The sequence below is a fragment of the Streptomyces sp. NPDC008092 genome (assembly GCF_042957285.1).
Taxonomy (GTDB): domain Bacteria; phylum Actinomycetota; class Actinomycetes; order Streptomycetales; family Streptomycetaceae; genus Streptomyces.
Genome location: NZ_JBIBHY010000002.1, coordinates 477,082 through 501,615, shown reverse-complemented (window position 1 = coordinate 501,615; position 24,534 = coordinate 477,082). Strand labels below are relative to the sequence as shown.

The window sequence follows — 24,534 nt, the reverse complement described above, 5'->3', positions numbered from 1 at the left end:
ACCGCAGGAGTGAGGACGACATGACCACGACCGAGTACACCGACCACCACGGGCCCGAGGGCCTCCTCGTCCGCGGCACGGTCGTCGTGGTGCCGGGCCGGGGCGAGAGCCGGGCGACCTACGAGCGGTTCGGCAGCCGTCTCGCGGCCGACGCCTACCGGGTCCGGGTGGTCGATCCCCCGGCCCTCGACGCCGCCGGCCTCCCCGGCGCCCTGGACCGCTTCGGCGCCGCCCTCACCGCGGCCGCCGACGGCACCGCGCCCGACGGCGGCGACGGGGTCGCAGGACCGCTGGTGCTGGCCGGGGCCGACACCGGCGCCCTGGCGATCGCCGCGCTGCTGGGCCGGCCGGAGTCCGAGGGGGCACCGCGTCCGGACGCCGTCGTCCTCGCCGGCCTCCCCGGCCCCGGACGGACCGCCGCCACCGCCGAGGGCAGCTGGGAGGACGAGCTCGACGTACGTACCTCCTGCCCGACCCACCGTGCCAGGCTCACCGACGACACCCGGTTCCACCGGGGAGCGCTCGCCGGCGCGGTGGACGGGACCCTGCTCACGGCCGCGTACCAGAGCGAACTCGCCGTGCCCGCCCTGCTGCTGACCGGGGACGCCGACCCGCTCGCGGACCGCGCCGCGCTGGACCGCGCGGCCAAGTCCTGGCCCCGGGCCCGTCTCGCGGTCGTCCGCGGCGGCCACCACGACGTCCTCAACGACCTCCAGCACCGCTCGGTGGCGGCCGAGGTCGTCACGTTCCTGGAGACGCTGCGCAACGGCCTCCTCCCGGTGGTCACGGTCGAGTCGAGCGCGTGGTGAGCGCCCCGGCCGGCTCCGCCTCCTGACCGACTCCCCGTCCCGACTCTGGAAGGCTCACCATGGCCACTGTCCTGTCCGTCTCCGGAAGCCCGTCCGCCGCCTCGCGCACCGCGCGTCTGCTGCGCCACCTGGACCGCCGTCTGGCCGCGCAGGGCCACGAGGTGATCGCCCTCGACGTGCGGACCCTGCCCGCCGAAGCCCTGCTGGGCGCGGACTTCGCGCACCCGGCCGTCGTCGAGGCCACGGCGCTGTTCGAACGGGCCGAGGGCGTGGTGATAGGCACCCCGATCTACAAGGCGGCCTATTCGGGCCTGCTGAAGTCGCTGCTCGACCTGCTCCCCCAGTACGCGCTGGCGGGCAAGACCGTGCTGCCGCTGGCGACCGGCGGCAGCACGGCGCATGTCCTGGCCATCGACTACGCCCTGCGCCCGGTGCTCAGTTCCATGGGCGCCGCGCACATCGTTCCCGGCTGGTTCACGCTCGACAAGGACATCACGGCGGACGCCGACGGCCGACTGACCGTGGCCCCCGCGTCGGCCGAGGCGCTGGCCGAGGTCACGGACCGGTTCTCGGCGGCGCTGCACGGCCGGACGACCCGCCTGGCGGCCGCGGGCTGAGCCGCAGCCGAGGTTCGTCTCGGCGGGCGGCGGAACGACCGGTACGGGAAGACGACGGCTGACAGGCTCACCGCCCGCTTCACCCGGGCCGGTCGCCCGCGCACCGGCGTTCCCGGTGCGGTTTGCCTCACAGGCAACCCGACGCAACGGGACAATCACACACCGTGAGATCTGCGTAACTCCCGTTTATTCCGGATGACTTCGACCGGAAATGCGGCCTGGCTGAAGTGGAGTCCACAAGCAGCGGCGAGGTGCCACACCTCGGTCCCTCGCATGGAGGACTTTCATGCCTGAGCTGTATTTCGATGTGCGCTGGCCGGACGGCGAGACCCAGCGCTGCTACTCCCCGTCCACGGTGGTCGAGGACTTCCTCGGCGCGGGAGTCACCTACGAACTCGCCGATTTCGTGGAGCGCAGCCGGACTGCCCTCGGCATCGCGGGCGAACGGGTCCGGGAGAAGTTCGGCTTCGCCTGCACCGGCGCGTCGGACCAGCTCGCGCGGATCGAGCGGGCCGCCACGGCCTACCGGTCCGTGGCCGGGGCGAAGGTGACCGTCGAGGCACTGCTGAACGCCGACGGGAGCCCGCGGTGAGCCCGGGTACGTGGCCGGCCGGTACCCACTACCCCGTCGCCGTGATCGGCGGCGGTCAGGCGGGGCTGGCGGTCAGCCACTGCCTGACCGGGCGCGGCATCGAGCACGTCGTGGTCGAGGCCCACCGGGTCGGCCACGAATGGCGTGCGCGCCGCTGGGACTCGTTCTGCCTCGTCACCCCGAACTGGCAGTGCAGGCTCCCTGGTTACCCCTACCAGGGGGACGACCCGGACGGGTTCATGGTCCGGGACGAGATCGTGCGGTACCTGGAGGAGTACGTCGCCTTCTCCCGGCCCCCGCTGGTGGAGGGCGTCACGGTCACCGGCCTGCGCCGTACGCCGAGCGGGGTCTTCGAACTGGCCACCGACCACGGCGGGTTCACCGCCGACCAGGTGGTGGTGGCCACCGGCCCCTACCACACCCCGTCGGTCCCGCGAATGGCCGAGCGGCTGCCCGCGCCGGTGGTGCAGGTGCACTCCTCCGGTTACCGCCGCCCGGACCGGCTCCCGCCGGGCGCGGTGCTGGTCGTGGGGTCGGGTCAGTCCGGCTGCCAGATAGCGGAGGACCTGCACCTGGCCGGCCGTCAGGTGCACCTCGCGGTCGGCGGCGCCCCGCGCGTGGCGCGCTTCTACCGGGGCCGGGACTGCGTAGCCTGGCTCGACGACATGGGGCACTACGCCAGGCCGATCGACGCCTTCGACGACGCCGGCGCCGTCCGGATGCGCGTCAACCACTACGTCACCGGCCGTGACGGCGGCCGCGACATCGACCTGCGCGCCTTCGCCCGCGACGGCATGCGCCTGTACGGGCGGCTGACCGGGGTCGACGGGGCCAGGCTGGAGTTCGCCGACGACCTGAAGGCGAACCTGGACCACGCGGACGCGGTGGCCGAGGGCATCAAGGACGCCATCGACGCGCACATCGCCGCGCACGGCATCACCGCCCCCGCGGAGCCCCGGTACGTGCCGGTCTGGGAGCCGTCCGGGCAGCCGTCCGCCCTGGACCTGGCGGCCGCCGGCATCACGTCCGTGGTCTGGTCGACCGGCTTCCGCCGCGACCACCGCTGGATCGAGGTGCCCGCCTTCGACGGCCGCGGCTACCCCATGCACCGGCGGGGCGCCAGCAGCGTCCCCGGCCTGTACTTCCTGGGGCTGCCCTGGCAGTACTCGTGGGGCTCGGGCCGCTTCGAGGCGGTGGGCAGGGACGCCGAGTTCCTCGCCGGCCACATCGACGCCTCCCGCCGGCTGGCCGACGTGTGCGGCACCCTCACCGGCGCGCCCGCCGAACTCGCCGCCGCCCTCCCGATCGGCTGACGCCCATGGTCTTCGACGCGCACCGGCACATCGGCGTCCTCCCGGCGTACCCCTTCTACGGCGGCCCGCCCGTCCGCCCCGACACCACCGCCCGCGCCACGGTCAAGCGGCTGCTCGCCGACCTGGACGCCGAGGGCACCGAACGCGCCCTGGTCATCCCGAACTACGGGGTCCCCGATCCCGCCGTGGCGTTCTCCTTCAACGAGCTGGCGGTCGAGGCCGCGCAGACCGACGACCGGATCCGCGCCGGGCTCTGGGTCTCGCCCCGGCCGGAGGACGCCCAACGCACCGACCGGGCGCTGGCGTTGGCCGGTGAGCGGGGCGTGCGGGCGCTCAAGCTGAGCTTCCTGCTGGGCGGCCGCGCCACCGACCCGGCCTGCCGCCCCCAGCTGGACCGCATCTTCGCCACGGCGGCCGGACACGACCTCGTCGTCCATGTCCACACCTCACCCGGAGCCGCCTCCGACATCGACGAGGTCGGCCACCTCGTCGACTGGTACGCCGACCGGGTGCCTCTCCACCTGGTGCACTTCGGCGGCGGGATGAGCGGCCACATCAAGCTCGCCGGCTCCCGGTTCTTCGACTGGATCGCCGCCGGCAAGCGCGTGTACACCGACCTCTCCTGGGCGATCGGCTTCCTGCCGTACTGGCTGGCCCGGGAGATCGAGCACCGCGGTCTCGGCCACGACCGGGTGCTCTTCGCCAGCGACCAGCCCTGGGGCGACTTCACCGGCGAGTACGCACGGATGACCGCCGCCGTCGGCGGTGGCGAACTGGGCGACCGGGTCTTCCGGGACACCTTCACCGCGCTCTACGACTGACCCCCTCCTCCCCGTCAACGCCTCGCACAAGGAGACAGCCATGTCCGACACCGTCGAACTCACCGAGGTCGAGCAGAAGTCCCTCGACGAGATCCCGCACCCCTCCCTCCCCGAGGGCTCCAGCATCTACGGCTCCACCAAGGTGTTTCCCGACTACCAGGCCGAGAACGGCGAGACCTACTTCACCCTCGTGCACGGCATCGCGCACGAGTCGTCGGTGTCCTTCGTCGCCGTGCTGCAGGCGACCCGCGCCCTGCGCAAGGGCTTCGAGACCGCCATCTACTTCTACGGCCCCGGCTCCCTCAACTGCCTGGCCACCCGCGGCTTCCCGACCACCGGGAACTCCGCGTTCCCCGGCGAGCACAACATCAACAACCAGCTCAAGACGTTCATCGCGGAGGGCGGCAAGGTCTACTGCTGCCGCTTCGGCCTCTCCCTGCACGGCGCCCGCGAGGAGGACCTCATCGAGGGCGTCATCCCGACCCACCCCCTGGACGTCCAGGACGCGCTGATCCACTACGCGCGCAAGGGCGCCATCATCAACTCCACCTACCAGCTGTAAGGGGACGGGCATGAGCGTGGACACCGGCCCCACGGCGGTGGATGTGCGGATCACGACCCGCGCCGGACTCGCCCTGCACGGCGTGGCGACGGACGCCCCCGTGCGGCGTCCGGACGGTGCGGGACCCAGCGACGACGGTCACGTCCTCGTCGACGGTGCCGGTGCCGCGCTGCCCCGCAACCCCGGCAGCCCCTACCGGGTCCGCGACGGCAGGGTGTGGCTCGGTGACGAGGCCGGACACTTCAAAGACACCGGCCTCACCCTCACCGCCGTGCGGCGGCCCAGGTTCTACGACCTCAGCACCGCCGACGGCATCCCGTACGAGCACATCGCCCGCCTGCACGGCGCCGATGTCCTGGCCACCACCGTCGTCCAGACCTGCGTCCGCTACGCCGAGGCCGACCGCTGCCGCTTCTGCACCATCGAGGAGTCGCTGCGCTCCGGCGCCACGGTGGCCGCCAAGACACCGGCGCAGCTCGCCGAGGTCGCCGAGGCCGCCGTACGGCTCGACGGCGTCCGGCAGATGGTCATGACCACCGGCACCACCACCGGCCCCGACCGCGGCGCCCGCACCCTCGTCAGGTCGGTTCGGGCGGTGCTGGAAGCCGTGCCCGGCCTGCCGGTCCAGGTGCAGTGCGAACCGCCCGGCGACCTCGCGTGGATACGGGAACTGCACGACGCCGGGGCCACCGCCGTCGGCATCCACGTCGAGTCCCTCGACGACGAGGTGCGCCGGCGCTGGATGCCGGGCAAGTCCGCCGTCCCGCTGGCCGAGTACGAGGCCGCCTGGGACGAGGCGGTACGGGTCTTCGGGCCCAACCGGGTCTCCACCTACCTGCTCGTCGGGCTCGGTGAGGATCCCGACGAACTCGTCGCGGGTGCGGGCGGGCTGATCGACCGCGGGGTGTACCCGTTCGTCGTCCCGTTCCGCCCGATGGCCGGCACCCTCGCCGCCCGTGACGGAGTCGGCGCCCCGAGTGCCGAGGTGCTGCGGTACGTCACCGAGGGGGTGGCCGCGAAGCTGCTCGCGGCCGGGATGCGCGGCGCCGACCAGCGGGCGGGCTGCGCGGCCTGCGGGGCGTGCAGTGTGCTGCGGACGGCGGGCGGCTGAGATGTGTCTCGACGGCTCCGGGCCCGGCTCGGTGGCGGAGGGGATTCCCGACATCCTGGCTCTGCTCGGCGACCGCAGCACGCTGGCGCGCCGTGTGCCCGCCTTCCACGTCGAAGAGGCCCGTTCCCCGGCGGATCTGACGGCATACCGGCGGCTGCGCCGGGAGATCTTCGTGTACGGGCAGCGGCTGTTCGCCGGGCACGACCTGGACGACCGCGACGCCGACCCCCGCACCCTGGTGCTGGTCGCCAGGGAACGGGACGGCACGGTCGTCGGCGGGGTGCGGCTCGGTCCGGTCGCCGACGGCCCGGACATCGGGTGGTGGGCGGGCGGCCGGCTGGTCGTCGCGCCCCGGGCCCGGGGGCCGCAGGGCATCGGCGGGGCCCTGGTGCGGGCGGCCTGCGCACGGGCCGAGACCGAGGGCGCGCTCCGGTTCGACGCGACGGTGCAGACCCGCGCCGAGCCGCTGTTCCGGCGGCTCGGCTGGCAGCGGGTCCGGGCCGTCACGGTCGCGGACACCCCGCATGTCCTGATGCGCTGGCCGATCGGCCGGATCCCGGCGCTCGCGGCGGCCGCGAAGTCCCCGCTGGGGCCGCTCCTCGCGCCCTTCCGGGAACCGGCGCCGGCCGCCCGCGCCGCGGACCGGGACGGCCCGGCCCCGGCCAGCCGCCCGGTCCTGGGCGGCGCCGGTTTCGTCGGCGACGACGGCGCCCCCGTCCCCGGCACGGACGTGATCGCCGCCTGCGACGCGATCGTGCCCTCCATGGTCGAGCGGGATCCCGACTGGGCGGGCTGGTGCTCGGTCCTGGTCAACGTCAACGACCTGACGGCCATGGGCGCTTCGCCGGTCGGGCTGCTCGACGCGCTCGGTGCGCGGGACGCCTCGCACGCCGCCCGGGTCCTCGCCGGACTGGCGCGCGCGGCCCGGGCGTACGGCGTTCCGGTGCTGGGCGGGCACACCCAGCTCGGTGTCCCCGCCGCCCTGTCGGTCACCGCGCTGGGCCGCACCCGGTACCCGGTGCCGGGCGGCGGTGGCCGGCCGGGACACGCCGTCCGGCTCACCGCCGACCTCGGCGGCGGCTGGCGGCCGGGCTACCGGGGCCGCCAGTGGGACTCGACCACACACCGGCGCACGGACGAACTGCGCACCATGGCGGGCGCGGTGGCCGCCGCCCGGCCCGCCGCCGCGAAGGACGTGTCGATGGCGGGGATCGCCGGCACCCTCGGGATGCTCGCGGAGGCGGCCGGCTGCGGCGCGGTCCTGGACGTGGCCGCCGTGCCCCGGCCGCGCACCGCGACCGTGGGCGACTGGCTGACCTGCTTCCCGGGCTTCGCGATGCTCACCGCCGACCGCCCGGACGCGCCGCCGCTCCCCGCGGGCCCCGCCACGGGTGCCGTGTGCGGCGAGCTGACCACAGGAGAAGGCGTCGGGCTGCGCTGGCCCGACGGAGAGATCACCGAAGCGGTCACGTCCACGGTGACCGGGATGGGAGCCGCATGAGCGCCCTGCGCATGGCCGCCGTGGCCGCCGGGTTCGGCCGCGACCTGGAGGAGGACTTCCGGATCGCCGGACGTCTGATCGAGCAGGCCCGGGAACAGGGGGTACGGTTGCTCGCGCTGCCCGAGGCGTGCCTGGGCGGGTACCTGCTGAGCCTCGACGACGCCGCGGAGCTGGACGCGGGGCCGCCCGCGCTCGCCCTCGACGGCCCCGAGATCCGCCGGCTGGCCGCGCTGGCCGGGGAGATGACGGTCGTCGCCGGCTACTGCGAGGCGGACGTGGACGGCAACCGCTACAACAGCGTCGTCTGCGTCACCGGCGACGGTGTCCTCGGCAACCACCGCAAGGTCCACCAGCCGCTGGGCGAGGACGCCAGCTATGCCTCCGGGGACCGGTTCCACGCCTTCGACACCCCGGTCGGCCGGATCGGCATGATGATCTGCTACGACAAGGCCTTCCCCGAGTCCGCGCGGGCCCTGGCGCTGGACGGCGCCGAGATCGGCGTCTGCGTGTCGGCCTGGCCGGGGGCGCGCACCAACGCGTCGGCCGACCTCGAAGAGGACCGCTGGAAGCGGCGCTTCGACCTGTTCGACCGGGCGCGCGCCCTGGAGAACCAGATCGTCTGGCTCTCCGCGAACCAGGCGGGCACCTTCGGGTCGCTACGCTTCGTCGGCAGCGCCAAGGTCGTCGACCCCGGCGGTGAGATCCTCGCCGGCACGGGCGTCACGGCCGGCGTCGCCGTCGCCGAACTCGACGTCGTACAGGCCCTTGTCACCGCCCGCCGGTCGATGGGGCACCTGCGCGACCGGCGGCCCGAGACCTACGACCTGTCACCGGGAGCAGTCACCGCATGAGCACGATCCGGATCGCGGCCGCGGCCGCCCACTTCGGCCGCGACCTGGAGTTCGACCTGGCCCGCATCGCCAAGCTGATCGACGACGCGCGCGCCTCCGGCGCCGGACTGCTCGTCCTGCCCGACGCCGCCCTCGGCGGCTACCTCGCCGACCTCCGTCACCCCGACCCCGAGGCCCTGCCGCCGGCGCTGAAGCCCGACGACCCGCTGATCCTCCAAGTGGCGCGTCTGGCCGCCGAGATGGTGGTCTGCCTGGGCTACTGCGAGGACGCCGGCGACGAGCGCCACAACGCCGCCGTCTGCGTCAGCGGCGACGGCGTCCTCGGCCGCCACCGCAAGGTGCACCTGCCCGCCGGGGAGACGGCCGCCTACACACCGGGCGACCGCTTCGACGCCTTCGACACCCCCGTGGGCCGGCTGGGGATGCTCATCGACTACGACAAGACCTTCCCCGAGTCCGCCCGCTCCCTCGCCCTGGACGGCGCCGAGATCCTCGCCTGCCTGTCGGCCTGGCCCACGTCCATCACCAACCGCGCCCCGCGGATGGCCCAGGACCGGCAGGCCAGGCTCTTCGACCTGTACGACCAGGCCCGCGCCGCCGAGAACCAGATCGTCCTCGCCTCCTCCAACCAGACCGGCGCCATGGGCGGCATGCGCTTCCTCGGCCAGGCCAAGGTCGTCGGCCCCGGCGGTGACATCCTCGCCCGCACCTGGTCCAAGGCGGGCCTGGCCGTCGCCGAGATCGACGTCGCCGCCGAGACCGACCGGGCCCGCCGGGTCCTGCGCCACCTCGACGAGCGCCGGCCCGGCGCCTACCGGGAGGCCCGGACGTGAAGGTCGCGCTGCTCAGCTACTCCACCAAGCCCCGTGGCGGCGTCGTCCACACCCTCGCCCTCGCCGAGGCCCTGGCGGCGCTGGGCGAGGACGTCACCGTCTGGACCCTGGGCCGCGGCGGCGACGCGGGCTTCTTCCGCCCGGTCGCCCCCGCCGTCCGGCTGCGCGTCGTGCCGTTCCCGGACGGGCCGCCCGGGGAGACCGTCGGCACCCGCATCCTGCGCTCCATCGCCACGCTCCGCGACGCCTTCGACCCGGCGCCGTACGACGTCGTGCACGCCCAGGACTGCATCAGCGCCAACGCGGTCGACGGCCGCTGCGTCCGTACGGTCCACCACATCGACCACTTCACCACCCCGGAACTGGCCGCCTGTCACGAGCGGGCGATCGTCGAGCCGGCGGCCCGCATCTGTGTCTCGCGGGCGGTCGCGGACGAACTGGCCGCGGGCTGGGGCCTGACGGCGGAGGTCATCCCCAACGGCGTGGCCTACGACCGTTTCGCGGCCACGGATCCGGCGGCCCGTGCCGAGTGGCGCGCGCTGCTGGGCCGGTACGTCCTCACCGTCGGCGGCATCGAACCCCGCAAGGGCTCCCTGGACCTGCTGGAGGCGTGCGCCCTGCTGCGCACCGCGCATCCCGGCCTGCGCCTGGTGATCGCGGGCGGCGAGACCCTCTTCGACTACCGTGACTACCGCGCCCGCTGGGAGGCCCGGGCCGCCGAACTCGGTGTGCGGCCGGTGGTGCTGGGGCAGGTCGACGACGCCGGGCTGCCGTCCCTGGTGGCCGCGGCCTCGGCCTTCGCCTTCCCGTCCGTGAAGGAGGGCTTCGGGCTCGCCGCGCTGGAGGCCCTCGCGGCCGGCGTACCCCTGGTGGTCCGCGAACTCCCGGTGCTGCGCGAGGTGTTCGACGGTGCCGCCCGGTTCGCGGGCACCCCCCGGGAGCTGGCCGCCGCACTCGACGACGCCCTCACGCAGGACAGTCCCGCGCATCGCTCCACCGGACGCGAACTCGCCGCTCGCCACACCTGGGCCGCCGCGGCCCGGCACCACCTGAGGTTCTACCGGTCCCTCGGCTGACATCCCGTCCGCGCCCTTGTCGCTCTCCCTGCATGAACATAGACTCCGAACATGAACTGAAGTTGGTTCAGTTCTGGATCCGCCGCGGGCGGAAGGGAGCGGACGATGGACGGTTCCCTCGACGGCAGGGTCGCGCTCGTCACCGGTGCGGGCCGGGGCATCGGACGGGCGATCGCGGTGGAGCTGGCCCGGCAGGGCGCCTCGGCCGTGGTGGTCGCGGACCTCGACACGGCTGCCGTCCGCGAGACCGCCGAACTGGTGCGCGCCGAGGGGGCGAAGGCCGAGGCGGTCGGCTGCGATCTGCGGGTGCGCGACGACATCGGGGCCATGGTGGCGCGGTGCGCCGAGCGCTTCGGCGGCCTCGACGTGCTGGTCAACAACGCCGGAGTGATCGACACCGCGTTCACGACCGGCCGGGACCGCGGTGTCGCCTCGCTCCCCGAGGAGGTCTGGGACACCGTCTACGAGGTCAATCTCAAGGCCGTCTGGCTGACGACCAAGTTCGCGGCACCTCTGCTGCTGCGGTCCACACGCGGCCCGGCCATCGTCAACACCGCCTCCGTCTCGGGCCTCGTCGGCTTCCCCGACTGCCCCGCCTACGGCGTCACCAAGGCCGGTGTCATCCATCTGACCAAGGTCACCGCGGTCGACCTGGCCCCGGTGCGCTGCAACTGCCTCTGCCCGGGCGTCATCGACACCCAGCTGACCCGGGACCACGTCGCCGCGGCCGGGGATCGCGAGGCGACGGAACGGGCGCTGCTGGCCCCGCAGCTGGTGGACCGGCCGGGGCGGCCGGAGGAGGTGGCGCGCCTCGCCTGCTTCCTGGCCTCGGACGACGCGGCGTTCGTCACGGGCGCCGCCCATGTGATCGACGGCGGCGCGCTGGCCTGGCGCGGCGTCAGAAGCTGACGGAGGGACGGGCGTGATGGAGTCGAGGCTGGACGGCCGGGTGGCCCTGGTGACCGGCGCGACCGGAGGCATCGGTGACGCCGTCGTACGGCGGCTCGCGGCCGAGGGTGCCACGGTGGTGGTGACCGACGTCGACGCGGAGCGCTGCGCGAAGCTCGCCGAGGAGACCGGGGGCGGAGCCCTCGGGCTGGCCCTCGACGTGACCGACGAGGCGGCCTGGCAGGCGGTCGTCGGCCGGGTGACCGAGCGGCTCGGCTCGCTGTCCGTGCTGGTGAACAACGCCGGCATCGCGGCGATGCGCACCGTCGAGACGGAGACCCTGGAGTCCTGGGACCAGGTGATCGCGGTCACCCAGACCGGCGTCTGGCTCGGCATGAAGCACGCCGGTGCGGCCATCGAGCGCTCCGGCGGCGGCTCGGTCGTCAACGTCGCGTCGATCTTCGGCACGGTCGGCGGCTTCGGCTCCCAGTTCTCGTACCACGCCGCCAAGGGCGCCGTACGTCTCATGACGAAGAACGCCGCGCTGCACTGGGCGACCCGCGGTGTCCGGGTCAACTCCCTGCATCCCGGGTTCATCGAGACGCCCCGGTCCCGTGAACTGTGGCGGGGCACACCGCGGTTGGCCGCGATGCTCGACGGCACGCCGCTCGGCCGGCTCGGGACGCCCGAGGAGGTCGCGGCGGCCGTGGCGTTCCTTGCCTCCGACGACGCGAGCTTCGTGACCGGCTCGGAGCTGTACGTCGACGGAGGCTGGACGGCGCGCTAGCCGGCGAGCGCCGTGTAGTGGTCGACGCCGTCGGCCGACCGGGTGCGCCGGAGGTGACCGCGGACCGCCAGCACGTCGAGGTGGGCCGCGGTCTCGTTGACCGCGAGCATCTGGTTGAAGGCGGTCAGGTCGGCGAAGGGCACCTTGCGCCGGGTCCACCCCAACTCGCCCGCCACGTCGTGGGCGGTGAGCGTACGGGCGCCGACGACCGCCAGGGTCTGCGCGAGCCGGTCGTCGTGATGGGCCAGCAGCTCGCCGACCCGGGCGTGCACGCTGTCGCCCACCGGTCCGTGCGCGGGCAGCAGCCGGGCGTCCGCGAGCGTCGTCATCATCCGCAGCGAGTCGAGGTAGTCCCCCAACGGCAGCTCGGCCGGGCCGAGTTCGAAGCCGATGGACGGGGTGATGTGCGGCAGGACGTGGTCTCCGGAGAACAGCAGGCCGCGGGCCTGGTCGAGGTAGACGACGTGCCCCCGGGTGTGGCCCGGGGTCGGGACGACCCGCAGCCTCGTGTCGCCGAAGCGGAGTTCCTCCGCCGCCAGCCAGCGGTCGGGGGCCTCCCACACGCCCGGGTCGAAGTCGCCGTGGTCCATCGCGGCCACCCGCTCGGCGAGTTCGCCCGCGCCGGACCGCGTCAGCGTCTCCAGCGAACCGGCCGGCCGCGTCGTACGGAGCGACCCGAGCAGCTCCAGGCCCCGGCGTTCGCCGGCGCCCAGGTAGACCCGGGAGCCGAGCAGCCTGCGCAGGGCGACGGCCTGCGTGTAGTGGTCGCGGTGGATGTGGGTGACCAGGATGTGGCTGATCTCGCCGAGGTCGTGGCCTAGGCCGGCGAGGGCGTCCTCCAGCGCCTTGCGGGACTCGGGGACCGACCAGCCTCCGTCGATCAGGACCAGCCCCTCCGCCAGGCCTTCCAGCGCGTACACGTTGACCGCGCGCAGCCCGTCGTCCGGCAGCGGCAGCGGGATGCGGTGGACGCCGGGCCGTACGGTCTCGGCTCCCGCCCGCGACCACCGGCCGCGGTCGAAGCGGGGGGTGCGGGCCGCGGGGGTGGTCATGCGTCTCCTTGCCGGTGCGGTCGGGGGGTCGGGTCCGGGGCGAGCCGGGCGTGCAGTTCGCGTGCGAGTCCGCGGGCTCCCGAGCGGTCGAGCTTGCCCACCGTGGTCTGGGGCAACTCACCGACGGTGAAGGCGAATTCGGGCCACTTGGCCTTGGACAGGCCGGTGCGCTCGAGGTGTGCGGTGATGTCGTCGAGGCCGAGGCCGTCGTGGCCGTCCTCCGTGACCACGAGCACGGCGGCCCGTTCGCCGAGCAACGGGTCCGGCACGGGCACCACGCACGCCCTGGCGATGCCCGGGTGGGCGGCGACGGCCCGTTCGATCTCGGTGATGTCGAGGTTGCGGCCGCCCCGGATGATCACGTCCTTCTCCCGGCCCATGACGGTGACCGTCCCGTCGTCGCCGGTCACCAGGAGGTCCCCGGTGGGAAAGAAGCCGTCCGGGGTGAGGGCGGGCGGTTCGGCCTTGCCGTCGCGGGCGTAACCGACGAACAGGGAGGGGCCGCGGACCTCGGCCCGGCCGGTCGCGCCGGGGCCGAGGACGGTCCCGTCGGGGGCGACCGCGCGCAGTTCCGTGCCGGGGAACGGGCGGCCGTCCCGGCCCAGCCGGATCTCCTCGGGGTCGTCGGGCCGTGGGGAGGTGTGCCCGAGGCATTCGGACATGCCGAAGACGCGCAGGATCCGCGTCCCGAGCGACCGTTCGGCACGGGCGAGGGCGCCGCGGTCCATGGGACCACCGCCGACCGTGAGGGAGCGGACGCCTTCGAGGACCCGTGATCCGGCGGCCGCCGAGCCCATCTGAAGTGCCATGGTCGGCACGCACATGGTCCACCGGACATCGTTCGCGGACATCCGCGCCAGCGCCTCCTCGCGGTCCCACCGGCCGCTCAGGACGAGCGGGCCGCCGAGCATCAGCGCCATGCCCACCCCGAAGCAGTACGCCGCGGTCGAGGAGAGCGGCACGATCGCGGCCACCGCGTCGCCGTCGCGCAGCCCGTTGATCTCCGCGGTGCGGGCGCAGGCGTAGCGCACGGCGCCCTCGGACTGGACCACTCCCTTGGGCCGTCCGGTGGAGCCGGACGTGAGACCGATGACCGTGCCGCCGGACCAGCGGGAGACATCGCGCGGGCCGTGGCCGGCCAGGACCGCCCAGCCGTCGAGGGCCTCGGCCGTCCGCCCGCCCTCGACGCCGTCCCGCGCCTGCCAGCCCTCGGCCGCGGACGGTTCGGCGATGACGACGTCGGGGCGGATGTCCTCCAGGGCCGCCGCGAACTCGGCCGCGGTCGTGTGCCGGTTGACCAGCGCCAGGACGCCACCGGTCAGCCCCACGGCAAGGGTCGCGGCGACGGTGCGCCAGGAGTTGTCGGCCTGGAGCAGGACGGTCCCGCCGGGCGATCGCTCGGGCGATCCGTCGGGCGAACCGCCGGGCGAGCCGTCGGGCGAACCGCCGGGCGAGCCGTCGGGCGAGCCTTCGGGCGCCATGGCGTCGGCCAGTTCGGCCGCGCGCGCCAGCAGCTCGCGCGCGCCGTGCCGGCCCGTGTCGTCGACGACGGCGGTGAAGTCGGCCTTCTCCGCCCGTTGCTGGAACTCCCGCACTGTCTGTCGCATCCGCTGCTTCCTCGCCTCTTCGCGCGAAAGGTGGTGGTGGCCGGCCGGCTCCGACGGGCGTGCTCAGCCCCCGTACAGCTCCGCCTCGCCGCCCATGACGGCGATGCGCCGGCCCCGCATGTCGCCGACCTGGGCGACCGCGGCCGCCCACTCGGGGCTGTCCAGTGCCCTGCGCAGGTCCTCGGCGGTGTCGAAGCCCAGGACGGAGACCCCGTCCCAGCCCTCGGAGCGCGGTTCGAGGGCCGCGTCGACGTCGGTGTGCCGCCAGGACCGCAGGCCGGGCAGGGCACGGGTGAGTTCGGCGTGTTCGCCGCGCCACCAGCCGATGAACCGCTCGTGGGACCACTCGGGCGGCCGGGCGGCCAGCAGGACCAGGTTGTACATCGCGCCCTCCTCGGGCTTCTCAGGTGAACAGCACCTCGGGCGAGCGCCCGATCATCAGCCGCCGCAGCCGGCCGGTGTCGTCCAGCCGGGCGCCGGCCACGAAGGTCGCCTCCGGCACCCCGGAGCGCCGCACCTCGCCCAGGAACAGTTCGTCCCGGCCGACGGTGCCCGCCGTGAGCAGGTGGTGGGTGCGCACGCCCACCTCGCGCTGGGCGAGGTAGCCCGCCAGCTCGGCCCGGCCGCCGTGGAAGTCGGTCGCGCCGCCGCCACCGGTCGAGAAGAGGATGGAGAACGAGAAGTCGTCGCTGATCAGGTCCAGGACGCGGTCCGCGTCCGCGCTGTCGAGGATGGCGAACCAGCGGGTCAGGAACGCCGCGGTGGACTCCGCGGCCGGGGCGGTCACGGCCGGTCCACCAGGTCGAAGCCGGTGGTGAAGAAGGACTGGTAGCGCGCCATCAGCCCGGCGGGCGAGACCTGCACGGCGGACAGGAAGGCCCCCTTGGTCACGCCCCTCTCGACCACGAAGCCGTACGCCGTCTCGACGTCGCCGTCGACCGCGTACCTCTTGATCTCATGGGTACGGTCCACGGCCTGCCGCCCGGCTATGTACGCGGCGAACTCCTCCCGCGAACTCCCGCTGCGCTCACCGCCGGGCAGGGCGATGAGGAAGCGGAATCCGGGCTCCACCAGCTCCAGGGCCTTTTCCGGATCCTGGCCGTCCATTCGGGTCATGTATTCGCGAAGCACCATTGCCGATCGCTCTCCCTGCTCAGACCTTCAACAACCTGAGTTCAGTTCAGTTTGATCCCAAGGCGGCCGCCCCGGCAAGAGGCGGGACGGAGCCGGACGTCATTCGGCGACCATGCGCACCACGCACCCCTCGATCAACTCGCTGATCTCGGAGAGCTGGATCGCCCCGGTCGGGCGGTACCAGCGCCAGACACTGACGATCATGCCGAGCACGGCCAGCCCGAGGGTGTGGGCGTCGCGCAGCGGGAAGGCGCCCTTGGACATGCCCCGCATCAGCAGGTTCGTCCAGTCCCGCTCGACCATCTGCACCAGCTGGCGGGCCGCGACCCGCTCGGTCTCCTCCCGCCTGGACTTGCGCGGGTTGGCCAGCAGGGACATGTTGGCCTGCAAGATGCGCATCTGGCGGATCTCCTGCTCGGTGACCGCGAAGGCGGAGCGCACCGCCGCGCGCACCTCCTCGACCGGCTCCGTCATGTCCTTCGTGGCCTCGACGAACTGGTCGTGGGAGCGCTGCAGCTCCAGACGCATGATGGTGAGCAGGCAGTGGGCCTTCGACTCGAAGTAGTGGTAGAGCGCCGTCTGCCCGATGCCGACCCGGTCGGCCACCTCGGACCACTTGGTGCTCTCGTAGCCGTCCTCCCCGAACCGCTCCACCGCCGCCACCAGGATGGCCGCCCGCTTCGACCTGGGCCCCTCCTCCGGATCCACGATCCGCGCCCTCGCCATCGCCTCTCCCTCTGCTCCACGGCCGGTTCCGATCACCGCCCGGTCGTCCGAGAGTAGACCCAAGTTCAGGTTGGCTTCGAATCGACCGGGCGCGATTCCGCGGGCGGTCCCGCCCGTCACCGTGCTGCCGCATGCCCGAAGTCCGGCCGCCGCCGCCCGAGGAAGGCGGCCATGCCCTCCCGCCCCTCCCCCGACACGGCGGCCGCGGCCAGCCGGCGGGCCTCCGCGTCGAGCTGCTCGTCCAGCCCGGCCGCGAACGCGCGGGCGACCAGCCGCCGGGTCACGCCGTACGCCTCGGTGGCGCCGCGCGCCAGCGTCCGCGCCGCTCCCGCGGCCTCCTCCCGGAGCCGCTCCGGCGCGACGACCCTGCTCACCAGCCCGATCTCCAGGGCCTCCGCGGCCGGCACCCTCCGGTTGGTGAGCAGCAGGTCCAGGGCCCGCTTGGGGCCGACGAGACGGGGCAGCAGCCAGCTCACCCCGGCGTCCGGCGAGTACCCGATCGCGGTGTACGCCGCCGTGAAGTGGGCGTCCGCGGCGGCGAACCCGAGGTCGGCGGCCATGGCGAGCCCGAGTCCGGCCCCGGCGACGGCCCCCTGCACGGCTGCCACCAGAGGCGCGTCGAGGCCGGCGAGGATCCGCAGCGCCCCGTGCAGTGCGTCGGTGACGTCGGTGAGGTGCCCGGCCAGCCGTTCCTCGGGCACGGCCCCGAACTCCTTCAGGTCGCCGCCCACGCAGAAGGCCGGCCCGCGCCCGGTGAGCAGCACCGCCCGCACCCGCGCCGCCTCGCACTCCCGGGCCGCCGCCAGCAGCCCCCTGGCCGTCGCGAGGTCGATCGCGTTGCCCGAGCCCCTGCACATCTCGACACGGGCCACCCCGTCGTCGTCGATCCCGACGGTGACCCTCATCGTGCCGTCCACCCGCCGTCCACGGTGAGCACCTGTCCGGTGCAGTACGAGGACGCGTCCGAGGCCAGATAGAGCAGTGCCCCGTCCAGCTCGCCCGGTGCGCCGCCGCGCCCGAGCATCGTGCCGCGCTCCACCCAGCGCCGGGAGCGCTCGTCGGCGAACAGGGCGTCGGTCATCTCCGAGCGGAACCAGCCGGGGGCGAGGGCGTTCACCCGCACCCCCGCCCCTCCCCACTGCCCGGCCAGTTCGCGCGTCAGGCCGATCAGCCCCGCCTTGGACGCGGCGTAGGCGGCCCCGCCGAGCGGGGCACCTGAGACGAGCCCGAGGACGGAGGAGACATTGACGACCGATCTCGTACGGTCGTGATCGCACCGGGCCTCGGCGAGCAGCCGGGCCAGGTGGAACGGTGCCACGAGGTTGACGGCCAGGACGCCCGCGAAGTCACCGGGGCTCTCGTCCTGCGCGCGTACGGCGCCGGGTGCGCCCGCGTTGTTGACCAGGACGTCGAGCCGGCCGCCGTACTCGAAGGCGGTCTCCGCCAGCCGGATGCGGTCCGCTTCCCTCGCCACGTCGCAGACGACGGGGTGGATGCGCGGATCGCCGTCGGCCAGTTCCTTCAGGCGGTCCGGTCGTCTGGCCGCCGCGAACACCGTGGCCCCGGCGGCGGCCAGCACCGTGGCGAAGCGTGCGCCCAGCCCCGAGGAGGCCCCGGTGACCACCGCCGTCCGGCCTTCGAGCGAGAACAGGCCCACGAGCGCGCCGGTCACGCTTCCACCCCGATCGGCAGCGCGGTCGCCCCGCCGTCCAGGACGAGCGTCTGGCCGGTCATCCAGGAGGAGGCCCCGGAGGCGAGGAACACCGCCGCGTTCGCCACGTCCTCCACCGTCCCCAGCCTGCGCAGCGGGAGTCGCGCGGTCAGGATCGGCTCCCTGGGCTCCCATACGGCCCGCGCCAGCTCGGTCTTGACGAGGCCCGGCGCGACCGCGTTGACCCTGGCGTGCGGGCCCAGTTCGTAGGCGAGTTGCCGGGTGAGGTGGAGCATCGCCGCCTTGGTGGCGTTGTACCAGCCGATGTGCGGATCGACGACCAGTCCGCCGACGGAGGCGATGTTGACGACTGCTCCCCCGTGCTCGCGCATCCACACCCGCCAGGCGTGCCGGGTCCAGGCGACCATGCCGTACTGGTTGACCTCCACCGTCTTCTGCGCGCGTGGGGGATCGAGGTCGAGCAGGGGGCCCATGTACGGGTTGGTGGCGGCGTTGTTGACCAGGACGTCGAGGCTGCCGAACCGGTCCATGGTCTCCTCGGCGCACCGCTCGGCGTCCTCCGGCCGGCCCGCGTGGGCGACCACCTCGTGCACCTCGCCGTCTCCCGCGACCCGCAGCAACTCCTCGCGGGCGGCGGCCAGTCCGTCCGGCTTGCGGGCGGCGATCACCACATGGGCGCCCGCCTCCCGGTACGCCTTCGCGATGCCCAGCCCGATCCCCCGGGAGCCGCCGGTGATCACGGCCACCCGTCCGTCGAGTACCCGTGCGCTCATGCCGACTCCTCGGGATACCTGGCCAGTTCACGCCGCGCGACGGTGCGCAGGTGCACCTCGTCAGGGCCGTCCGCGATCCGCAGCGCCCGTGTGATGGCGTACAGCCGGGCCAGTACGGTGTCGTCGCTGACCCCGGCCGCGCCGTGCGCCTGGACCGCCCGGTCGACCACCCGGTGGGCCACCTCCAGCGCGGCCACCTTGATCGCGGCCACTTCGGTACGGGCGGCCGCGTTGCCCGCGGTGTCCATCAGCCAGGCCGACTTCAGGACCAGCAGGCGCAGTTGCTCGATCTCGATCCGGCTGCGGGCGATCCACTCGCGCACCACGCCCTGTTCGGCCAGCGGGCCGCCGAAGGCGGTACGGGTGAGGGCCCGGCGGCACATCAGCTCCAGGGCGCGTTCGGCGAAGCCGACCGCGCGCATGGCGTAGTGCATGCGGCCGGGCCCGAGCCGTCCCTGGGCCAGTGCGAACCCCTCGCCCTCGCCGCCGAGCCGCGCGGACACCGGCACCCGTACGTTCTCGAAGAGCACGTCGCCGTGGCCGCAGCGGTCGGTGTAGCCGAACATCGGCAGATCGCGCAGGACGGTGATGCCGGGGGTGTCGCGCGGGATCAGCACCATGCTCTGCTGCCGGTAGGCGGGTGCGGCCGGGTCGGTGACCCCCATCAGGACGATCAGCCGGCAGTCCGGGTCGAGGATCCCGGAGGTGTACCACTTGTGCCCGTCGACCACGTACTCGTCCCCGTCGCGCGTGATCCGGGTGCGGATGTTGCGGGCGTCGGAGCTGGCCACCTCGGGCTCGGTCATGGCGAAGCAGGACCGGATCTCGGCGGTCAGGAGCGGTCGCAGCCAGCGGTCCTGCTGTTCGGGTGTGCCGAAGAGGGCGAGCAGTTCCATGTTGCCGGTGTCGGGGGCCGAGCAGTTGAACACCTCGGGGCCGATGACGGAGCGTCCGGCCAGCTCGGCGAGCGGGGCGTATTCGAGGTTGGTGAGGCCCGCGCCCCGGTCGCCGTGGGCGAGGAAGAGGTTCCACAGTCCCTCGGCGCGCGCCTTCTCCTTCAGTTCCCGCAGTACGGGCGGTAGTCGGTGTGGTTCGTCCGCCTCGGCGAGCTGCCGGTCGTAGACGGGCTCGGCGGGCAGGACGTGCTCCGTCATGAACGCGGCCATCCGGGAACGGAGTTCCTCGGCCTTCGGGGAGAGTCCGAAATCCATGGTGCGGCTCCTTCAGGACCGTGGGGACCGTTGGGCGAGGATGTCGGCGGCCGTGCGGATCATCGCCGCGACGGTCGGGGGCAGCCGCTCCTGGTCGGGGTCGTGGTGCTTGCCCTCGCGGTGCCTGCGCAGGTTGTGCCCCATGATCGCGGCCATCTTGGTGCGGGCCAGGGCCCGGAACCAGTCGAGGGCGGGCGGTTCGGGGCGGCCGTCGAGGTAGGCGGTGAGCAGTTCCTCCTCGGTGGGCAGGCCGGGGACCGCGCGGCCGAGGCGGGGGAAGTTGCGGTGGTCGGTGAAGAGGAGGAACCACGCGAGGTCGATGCGCGGATCGCCGTACCCCCAGATCTCCCAGTCCACCACGGCGGCCGGCCGCTCGCCCCGGCACAGGACGTTGCCGAGGCGGAAGTCGCCGTGGGTGAGGGCGGGGGCCGTGCTGTCGGGGACGCGGGCGGCCAGAGCGCGCAGGACGTCCTCGGAACCGGGCCGGAGTTCGTCCGGAACCGCCCGCATCGTGCGGCTCCAGCGCTCCAGCTCCCCGGCCGGACCGAGCGGTTCGAGTCCCTCCGCGACCACCGTCCCGTGCAGCTCCCGCAGCACGCCGGCCAGGGCCAGCATGCGGGTCCGGCACCGTCCGGGATCCAGGCGGTGTTCGTCGAGGACCGGTTCGACGGCCTCGCCGTCCACGAACTCCATCGCGAACCAGGCGGGTTCGGTCTCGTCCACGGCCACGACGGCCGGGACGGGTACCGGGGACCCGGCGAGTGCGCGCAGGATCCGCGCCTGCCGCAGCACGTCGTTGCGGCCGACGGCACGCTGTCCGGGTGGTACCGCCTTCACGACGTACGAGACCTCTCCCGCCGTGACGCAGTAGGTGAGGCCCGAGTGGCCGCCGGGCAGGGTGCGCAGATCGCCCGCCGGCTCGTGCGGGTGCAGGTCGGCGAGCCGTGCGCGGACCCGCCGGCCGAGTTCGGCCGCTTCGGTCGTCGTACTCAACTCCCGTTCCCCTTCGGCTCTCTGGGCAGCCGGAGCACGCGCTCGGCCAGGATGTTGCGCTGGATCTCGTCGCTGCCGCCTGCGATGCGGTAGCCGGGGGCGCCGAGGAGGTGCTCGGTCCAGGCGAAGGTGCCCCACTCCCCCGTGTCGGCGGCCAGCCGCGGTCCGAGGAGCTGCTGGACGAGGTCGGTGGTGGCGCGCATGGTCGCGGTGGCGTGCAGCTTGCCGACCGAGGCCTCGGCACCGGGTTCGCGGCCGGCCGCCAGGGCGGCCGTCACCCGCAGCCCGGTGAGCCGTTGGACGAGCCCGCGGACGTACAGGTCGGCCGCCTGCTGCCGTTCCGCGCCGGTGAGCGGGCGGGGCAGATGACGGGCGAGGTCGAGGGCGCGCTCGGCGTTGTCCAGGCCGAGGCCGCCGGAGTCGAGGCGTTCGGCGGCGAGGACGGTGAGGGTGACCCGCCAGCCCTCGCCGACCGGACCGAGCCGGTCCGTGTCCGGCACGTGGACGTCGTCCAGGTAGACCTCGTTGAAGCTGGAGCCGCCGGTCATCTGCCGGATGGGCCGTACGGTCACGCCCGGCGCGTCCATGCGGACCAGGAGGACCGTGATGCCCGCGTGCCTGGGGGCGTCGGGGTCGGTGCGGCACACGGCCACGCCCCAGGTGGCGACCCGGGCGCCGGACGTCCACACCTTGTGTCCGCGGACCACCCAGCCGTCGCCCTCCCGCACCGCCCGGGTGCGGACGCCGGCCAGGTCGGAACCGGCCTCGGTCTCCGAGAAGAGCTGGCAGGCGAGTTCGTCGGTGCGGAGCATGGGGCGCAGCCAGCGCCGCTTCTGTTCGTCGGTGCCCCAGACACGGACGGCGGGGGCGACGAGCCGACGGGTGACCGGGAAGACCTCGGTGCGCCGCGGCACGTCGAAGGCCGCTTCCTCGGCCTGGTACAACTGCTCGTAGTGTGCGGGCAGTTCGCGGCCCCCGTACTCCGACGGCCAGTCGAGGGCACCCCAGCCCTGGTCGTACCGGGTGCGCTCCCACCGCCGGATCAGGTCGGTGTGGGCGCGCTCTTCCGCCTCGGTCCAGTTCTCGAAGACCGCCACCGAGTCGTCACCGCGGCCCCAGTCCCGGTGCGCGGCGCGCTCCTTCGCCACACCGGCCAGCCAGTTCCGGGCCTCGGCGCGGAACTCCGCGGGCTCGGGAATGCTCCTCATGGTCCTCCGGCCTCCCTTCCTCTTCGCGCTGCCTCGACGGCTCGACGGCTCAGCGGGTCAGTACCGTGCAGGCGCTGACGCCCGGCGCGCCGTACACGTGGGTGAAGCCGGCCGCCGGAGCACCCGGCACCTGCCGCTCGCCCGCCCGGCCGCGCAGCTGCTGTACGACCTCGTGGACCTGGCGCAGCCCGGACGCGCCGACGGGTTCGCCGTTGGCGATGCAGCCGCCGTCGGTGTTGACCGGCAGCGAGCCGCCGATCCCGGTCGCCCCGAACGGGATGAGCGACTCCTGCTCGCCGTGTGCGCAGAACCCGCACTCGGCCAGGTGCATGACCTCGGCGCCGCTCTCGGTGTCCTGGAGCTGGCACACGTCGATGTCGGCGGGGCCCAGTCCGGCTTCCTCGAAGGCGTGCCGTGCGGCGTCCGCGCTCACGCTCGTCGGGGTCCCGGGCGGCGCCCAGGGGCTGAACACCTCGAAGGAGCCGAACCGGCGGGTCCGTACGACGGCCGCCCGCAGGGTGACCGGAGCTCCGCCGAGTCGGCGGGCCACGGCCCGGCTGCACAGGACCAGCGCGACCGCGCCCTGGCCGGGCGAGCAGAACATGTACCGGGTCAGCGGGTCGTTGACCAGGCCGGAGGCGAGGATCTCGTCGGCGTCGAGCGGTTTGCGCCGCCAGGCGTGCGGGGTGAGCGCGCCGTTGGCGTACGCCTTCTCGGCGACCAGGGCGAGGGTGCGGGGGCTGATGCCGTGGTCGTGCAGGTACCGCTGGATCTTCATCGCGAAGAACTGCGTGGTGACCATCAGCCCCTCGCGGCCGTAGGCCTCGTCGAGCCCCCAGTCGGCCGGCCGCGGGTCGAAGGCGCCGCGCGGGTGCTTGTCGAAGCCGACGGCGAGGGCCACGTCCGCCGCCCCCGACCGGATCGCGTGGACGGCGGAGACCAGCGCGCTGCCGCCGGTGGCGCACCCGTTGCGGACGTTGGTGAACGGCACTCCGGTCAGGCCGAGTTCGGCGACGAGTGTGTCGGCGTTGCCGGCGGCGTCGCTGCCGCCGTACGCGGCCCGCACCCGCGACCACGGCAGTCCGGCGTCCTGGAGGGCGGCGCGTACGGCCTGCACGGCCAGCTCCCGCCCGCTCGCCTCCGTCCGGGCGAAGGAGGTGATCCCGGCGCCGCAGACCAGCACGTCCTCGCCGCTCATGCGACGGCTCCCTTGGCCCTCGGCACACCGTCCCCCGCGGTGACCGTGACCGGCATGCCGATCTCCGCGTCCTCGGGCCGGATGTCGAGGACGGCCAGCACCCTGACGCCTTCGGGGAGTTCGACGTATCCGATGGTGAACGGCGTGAATCCCGCGGTGGGCGGGACGTACGGGGGTGCCTTGGGCGCGTACCGCTGTACGGTCCAGGTCCACAGCGTGCCCGTGGCGGAGAGCGCGACCGGTTCGGCGGGTCCGCCGCAGCGGGGGCATCCGGGGCGGGCCGGGTAGGCGGCCACCGCGCAGTCGGCGCACCGGGAGCCACGCAGCCGGCTCCCGGTCCCCGCCGCGCCGCTCAGCGGCCCTTCCACTGCGGTTCCCGCTTCTCCAGGAAGGCGGCCACGCCCTCCGCGGCGTCCTCGGAGTTGAGCATCACGCCGACCGCGAGGTGTTCCATGACCATCAGGGACTGGATGTCCGCGTCGAGGCTCCGGTCGATGGTCATCTTGGTGATCCACATGGTGAACGGGCTCTTGTCGACGAGCTGGTCGGCGAACTCCTCGACGGTGGCGTCGAGTTTGTCCGCGGGCGCCGAGGAATTGATGAGCCCGAACCCGGCGGCCTCGACCCCGGTGAGCAGCTTGCCGGTGAGCATGAGCTCCTTGGTCTTGCGGACGCCGATCATGCGCGGCACGCGGTAGATCGGCCCCGCGCCGCCGAACAGGGCGCGGCGGATGTGGAAGTCGCCGATCAGGGCGTCGTCCGCGGCGATCGCGAAGTCGCAGGAGATCATCAGCTCGAAGCCGCCGGCGGTGACATGTCCTTCGAGGACGGCGATCGACGGAGTCTTCATCGAGTACAGCCGGTCGCAGACCTTGGCCGACAGCACGGCGACGTCGATCGCGTTGGACCGGCCGACGAAGTCGGCCTTGAGGCTGTCCAGGTCGAACCCGGAGCAGAAGGTGCCGCCGCGCCCGCGCAGCACCAGCACGCGCAGTTCGGGGTCCGCGTCGACCTCGGTGATGATCTCGTCGAGGCGGTTGAGGATCGGCACGGTCACGCAGTTCTTCTTGTGCGGGCGGTTCAGCCAGACCCGCGCCACCTGCCCGTCCCGTTCGAACTGGATCTCGTCTTCGACTGCCATGAGCCCCTCCAAACTGAACTGAATTGAGTTCGATTCTGGGGGCGGTGGAGGCCCCTGT

Annotated in this window: 28 protein-coding genes; 13 read left to right on the top strand and 15 right to left on the bottom strand. The window is 73.7% G+C overall.

Going from position 1 to position 24,534, the window contains the following annotated elements; all coding sequences use genetic code 11:
* Positions 1-20 precede the first annotated feature (20 nt).
* The 13 genes from ACFZB3_RS07190 to ACFZB3_RS07130 all read left to right on the top strand — a co-directional run bounded on the left by ACFZB3_RS07190 (position 21) and on the right by ACFZB3_RS07130 (position 11,761).
* Positions 21-809, top strand: a complete 789-nt coding sequence (locus ACFZB3_RS07190; protein WP_391371002.1) for a serine aminopeptidase domain-containing protein — start codon at positions 21-23, stop codon at positions 807-809.
* Between the two features lie 59 nt (positions 810-868).
* Positions 869-1,426 (top strand): NADPH-dependent FMN reductase, encoded by a 558-nt coding sequence (gene ssuE, locus ACFZB3_RS07185; protein ID WP_391370999.1) that lies wholly within the window; start codon positions 869-871, stop codon positions 1,424-1,426.
* 286 nt (positions 1,427-1,712) lie between these two features.
* A complete protein-coding gene (locus ACFZB3_RS07180; protein WP_391370997.1) occupies positions 1,713-2,018 on the top strand; it encodes an MSMEG_0570 family nitrogen starvation response protein in 306 nt (101 codons plus the stop codon).
* A complete protein-coding gene (locus ACFZB3_RS07175) occupies positions 2,015-3,331 on the top strand; it encodes an MSMEG_0569 family flavin-dependent oxidoreductase (RefSeq protein ID WP_391370995.1) in 1,317 nt (438 codons plus the stop codon). Before ACFZB3_RS07180 ends, ACFZB3_RS07175 begins: the two co-directional genes overlap by 4 nt.
* 5 nt (positions 3,332-3,336) lie before the next feature.
* Positions 3,337-4,152 (top strand): amidohydrolase family protein, encoded by an 816-nt coding sequence (locus ACFZB3_RS07170; RefSeq protein ID WP_391370992.1) that lies wholly within the window; start codon positions 3,337-3,339, stop codon positions 4,150-4,152.
* A gap of 40 nt (positions 4,153-4,192) precedes the next feature.
* The gene (locus tag ACFZB3_RS07165; protein ID WP_391370989.1) at positions 4,193-4,714 is read left to right on the top strand and encodes an MSMEG_0572/Sll0783 family nitrogen starvation response protein; all 522 of its coding nucleotides are present in this window, start codon (positions 4,193-4,195) and stop codon (positions 4,712-4,714) included.
* Between the two features lie 10 nt (positions 4,715-4,724).
* Positions 4,725-5,825: an MSMEG_0568 family radical SAM protein gene (locus ACFZB3_RS07160; RefSeq protein WP_391370986.1), complete on the top strand. Its 1,101-nt coding sequence runs from the start codon at positions 4,725-4,727 to the stop codon at positions 5,823-5,825.
* A gap of 1 nt (position 5,826) precedes the next feature.
* Entirely contained in the window at positions 5,827-7,326 is a 1,500-nt protein-coding gene (locus tag ACFZB3_RS07155; protein WP_391370983.1) for an MSMEG_0567/sll0787 family protein, read from the top strand.
* Entirely contained in the window at positions 7,323-8,177 is an 855-nt protein-coding gene (locus tag ACFZB3_RS07150) for a nitrilase-related carbon-nitrogen hydrolase (protein WP_391370981.1), read from the top strand. The genes ACFZB3_RS07155 and ACFZB3_RS07150 overlap by 4 nt, the downstream gene beginning before the upstream one ends.
* Positions 8,174-9,010 (top strand): nitrilase-related carbon-nitrogen hydrolase, encoded by an 837-nt coding sequence (locus ACFZB3_RS07145; RefSeq protein ID WP_391370979.1) that lies wholly within the window; start codon positions 8,174-8,176, stop codon positions 9,008-9,010. Before ACFZB3_RS07150 ends, ACFZB3_RS07145 begins: the two co-directional genes overlap by 4 nt.
* Positions 9,007-10,086, top strand: a complete 1,080-nt coding sequence (locus ACFZB3_RS07140) for an MSMEG_0565 family glycosyltransferase (RefSeq protein ID WP_391370976.1) — start codon at positions 9,007-9,009, stop codon at positions 10,084-10,086. Before ACFZB3_RS07145 ends, ACFZB3_RS07140 begins: the two co-directional genes overlap by 4 nt.
* 105 nt (positions 10,087-10,191) lie before the next feature.
* Positions 10,192-10,995, top strand: coding sequence for a glucose 1-dehydrogenase (locus ACFZB3_RS07135; protein ID WP_391370973.1), 804 nt, complete (start codon positions 10,192-10,194; stop codon positions 10,993-10,995).
* A 16-nt stretch (positions 10,996-11,011) separates the two neighbouring features.
* Entirely contained in the window at positions 11,012-11,761 is a 750-nt protein-coding gene (locus ACFZB3_RS07130; protein ID WP_391370970.1) for a glucose 1-dehydrogenase, read from the top strand.
* Here ACFZB3_RS07130 and ACFZB3_RS07125 read toward each other — a convergent pair.
* From ACFZB3_RS07125 to ACFZB3_RS07055, 15 genes are all read right to left on the bottom strand, one after another.
* Complete coding sequence (locus tag ACFZB3_RS07125; RefSeq protein ID WP_391370967.1) at positions 11,758-12,813, bottom strand: MBL fold metallo-hydrolase; 1,056 nt, start codon at positions 12,811-12,813, stop codon at positions 11,758-11,760. The genes ACFZB3_RS07130 and ACFZB3_RS07125 overlap by 4 nt on opposite strands.
* Entirely contained in the window at positions 12,810-14,420 is a 1,611-nt protein-coding gene (locus tag ACFZB3_RS07120; protein WP_391370964.1) for an AMP-binding protein, read from the bottom strand. The genes ACFZB3_RS07125 and ACFZB3_RS07120 overlap by 4 nt, the downstream gene beginning before the upstream one ends.
* 63 nt (positions 14,421-14,483) lie before the next feature.
* A complete protein-coding gene (locus tag ACFZB3_RS07115; RefSeq protein WP_391370962.1) occupies positions 14,484-14,804 on the bottom strand; it encodes an EthD family reductase in 321 nt (106 codons plus the stop codon).
* Between the two features lie 19 nt (positions 14,805-14,823).
* Positions 14,824-15,207 (bottom strand): nuclear transport factor 2 family protein, encoded by a 384-nt coding sequence (locus tag ACFZB3_RS07110; RefSeq protein WP_391370960.1) that lies wholly within the window; start codon positions 15,205-15,207, stop codon positions 14,824-14,826.
* Positions 15,204-15,536, bottom strand: a complete 333-nt coding sequence (locus ACFZB3_RS07105) for a nuclear transport factor 2 family protein (protein ID WP_391370957.1) — start codon at positions 15,534-15,536, stop codon at positions 15,204-15,206. The genes ACFZB3_RS07110 and ACFZB3_RS07105 overlap by 4 nt, the downstream gene beginning before the upstream one ends.
* 117 nt (positions 15,537-15,653) lie before the next feature.
* Positions 15,654-16,280, bottom strand: coding sequence for a TetR family transcriptional regulator (locus ACFZB3_RS07100; RefSeq protein WP_391370954.1), 627 nt, complete (start codon positions 16,278-16,280; stop codon positions 15,654-15,656).
* A gap of 116 nt (positions 16,281-16,396) precedes the next feature.
* Complete coding sequence (locus ACFZB3_RS07095; RefSeq protein WP_391370951.1) at positions 16,397-17,185, bottom strand: enoyl-CoA hydratase-related protein; 789 nt, start codon at positions 17,183-17,185, stop codon at positions 16,397-16,399.
* A complete protein-coding gene (locus ACFZB3_RS07090; protein WP_391370948.1) occupies positions 17,182-17,952 on the bottom strand; it encodes an SDR family oxidoreductase in 771 nt (256 codons plus the stop codon). Before ACFZB3_RS07090 ends, ACFZB3_RS07095 begins: the two co-directional genes overlap by 4 nt.
* Positions 17,949-18,725 carry a glucose 1-dehydrogenase gene (locus tag ACFZB3_RS07085; RefSeq protein WP_391370945.1) on the bottom strand — a complete coding sequence of 259 codons (777 nt, stop codon included), beginning with the start codon at positions 18,723-18,725 and terminating at the stop codon, positions 17,949-17,951. The genes ACFZB3_RS07090 and ACFZB3_RS07085 overlap by 4 nt, the downstream gene beginning before the upstream one ends.
* On the bottom strand, positions 18,722-19,936 hold the full coding sequence (locus ACFZB3_RS07080) for an acyl-CoA dehydrogenase family protein (protein ID WP_391370942.1): 1,215 nt from the start codon (positions 19,934-19,936) through the stop codon (positions 18,722-18,724). The genes ACFZB3_RS07085 and ACFZB3_RS07080 overlap by 4 nt, the downstream gene beginning before the upstream one ends.
* Before the next feature lie 12 nt (positions 19,937-19,948).
* Positions 19,949-20,929, bottom strand: coding sequence for a phosphotransferase (locus ACFZB3_RS07075; protein WP_391370939.1), 981 nt, complete (start codon positions 20,927-20,929; stop codon positions 19,949-19,951).
* On the bottom strand, positions 20,926-22,137 hold the full coding sequence (locus ACFZB3_RS07070) for an acyl-CoA dehydrogenase family protein (RefSeq protein WP_391370936.1): 1,212 nt from the start codon (positions 22,135-22,137) through the stop codon (positions 20,926-20,928). Before ACFZB3_RS07070 ends, ACFZB3_RS07075 begins: the two co-directional genes overlap by 4 nt.
* Before the next feature lie 49 nt (positions 22,138-22,186).
* On the bottom strand, positions 22,187-23,335 hold the full coding sequence (locus tag ACFZB3_RS07065; RefSeq protein ID WP_391370933.1) for a thiolase family protein: 1,149 nt from the start codon (positions 23,333-23,335) through the stop codon (positions 22,187-22,189).
* Positions 23,332-23,703, bottom strand: coding sequence for an OB-fold domain-containing protein (locus tag ACFZB3_RS07060; RefSeq protein WP_391370931.1), 372 nt, complete (start codon positions 23,701-23,703; stop codon positions 23,332-23,334). Before ACFZB3_RS07060 ends, ACFZB3_RS07065 begins: the two co-directional genes overlap by 4 nt.
* The gene (locus ACFZB3_RS07055) at positions 23,688-24,476 is read right to left on the bottom strand and encodes an enoyl-CoA hydratase-related protein (protein WP_391370928.1); all 789 of its coding nucleotides are present in this window, start codon (positions 24,474-24,476) and stop codon (positions 23,688-23,690) included. The genes ACFZB3_RS07060 and ACFZB3_RS07055 overlap by 16 nt, the downstream gene beginning before the upstream one ends.
* Positions 24,477-24,534: the final 58 nt, after the last annotated feature.

Excerpts from the sequence above, each read along its gene's own strand:
- ACFZB3_RS07120 (WP_391370964.1), bottom strand. The coding sequence starts at position 14,420 with ATGCGACAGACAGTGCGGGAGTTCCAGCAACGGGCGGAGAAGGCCGAC.
- ACFZB3_RS07170 (WP_391370992.1), top strand. The coding sequence starts at position 3,337 with ATGGTCTTCGACGCGCACCGGCACATCGGCGTCCTCCCGGCGTACCCC.
- ACFZB3_RS07065 (WP_391370933.1), bottom strand. The coding sequence starts at position 23,335 with ATGAGCGGCGAGGACGTGCTGGTCTGCGGCGCCGGGATCACCTCCTTC.
- ACFZB3_RS07080 (WP_391370942.1), bottom strand. The coding sequence starts at position 19,936 with ATGGATTTCGGACTCTCCCCGAAGGCCGAGGAACTCCGTTCCCGGATG.
- ACFZB3_RS07145 (WP_391370979.1), top strand. The coding sequence starts at position 8,174 with ATGAGCACGATCCGGATCGCGGCCGCGGCCGCCCACTTCGGCCGCGAC.
- ACFZB3_RS07105 (WP_391370957.1), bottom strand. The coding sequence starts at position 15,536 with ATGACCCGAATGGACGGCCAGGATCCGGAAAAGGCCCTGGAGCTGGTG.
- ACFZB3_RS07150 (WP_391370981.1), top strand. The coding sequence starts at position 7,323 with ATGAGCGCCCTGCGCATGGCCGCCGTGGCCGCCGGGTTCGGCCGCGAC.
- ACFZB3_RS07070 (WP_391370936.1), bottom strand. The coding sequence starts at position 22,137 with ATGAGGAGCATTCCCGAGCCCGCGGAGTTCCGCGCCGAGGCCCGGAAC.
- ACFZB3_RS07135 (WP_391370973.1), top strand. The coding sequence starts at position 10,192 with ATGGACGGTTCCCTCGACGGCAGGGTCGCGCTCGTCACCGGTGCGGGC.
- ACFZB3_RS07095 (WP_391370951.1), bottom strand. The coding sequence starts at position 17,185 with ATGAGGGTCACCGTCGGGATCGACGACGACGGGGTGGCCCGTGTCGAG.
- ACFZB3_RS07130 (WP_391370970.1), top strand. The coding sequence starts at position 11,012 with ATGGAGTCGAGGCTGGACGGCCGGGTGGCCCTGGTGACCGGCGCGACC.
- ACFZB3_RS07155 (WP_391370983.1), top strand. The coding sequence starts at position 5,827 with ATGTGTCTCGACGGCTCCGGGCCCGGCTCGGTGGCGGAGGGGATTCCC.
- ACFZB3_RS07165 (WP_391370989.1), top strand. The coding sequence starts at position 4,193 with ATGTCCGACACCGTCGAACTCACCGAGGTCGAGCAGAAGTCCCTCGAC.
- ACFZB3_RS07160 (WP_391370986.1), top strand. The coding sequence starts at position 4,725 with ATGAGCGTGGACACCGGCCCCACGGCGGTGGATGTGCGGATCACGACC.
- ACFZB3_RS07190 (WP_391371002.1), top strand. The coding sequence starts at position 21 with ATGACCACGACCGAGTACACCGACCACCACGGGCCCGAGGGCCTCCTC.
- ACFZB3_RS07085 (WP_391370945.1), bottom strand. The coding sequence starts at position 18,725 with ATGAGCGCACGGGTACTCGACGGACGGGTGGCCGTGATCACCGGCGGC.
- ACFZB3_RS07125 (WP_391370967.1), bottom strand. The coding sequence starts at position 12,813 with ATGACCACCCCCGCGGCCCGCACCCCCCGCTTCGACCGCGGCCGGTGG.
- ssuE (WP_391370999.1), top strand. The coding sequence starts at position 869 with ATGGCCACTGTCCTGTCCGTCTCCGGAAGCCCGTCCGCCGCCTCGCGC.
- ACFZB3_RS07115 (WP_391370962.1), bottom strand. The coding sequence starts at position 14,804 with ATGTACAACCTGGTCCTGCTGGCCGCCCGGCCGCCCGAGTGGTCCCAC.
- ACFZB3_RS07100 (WP_391370954.1), bottom strand. The coding sequence starts at position 16,280 with ATGGCGAGGGCGCGGATCGTGGATCCGGAGGAGGGGCCCAGGTCGAAG.
- ACFZB3_RS07180 (WP_391370997.1), top strand. The coding sequence starts at position 1,713 with ATGCCTGAGCTGTATTTCGATGTGCGCTGGCCGGACGGCGAGACCCAG.
- ACFZB3_RS07055 (WP_391370928.1), bottom strand. The coding sequence starts at position 24,476 with ATGGCAGTCGAAGACGAGATCCAGTTCGAACGGGACGGGCAGGTGGCG.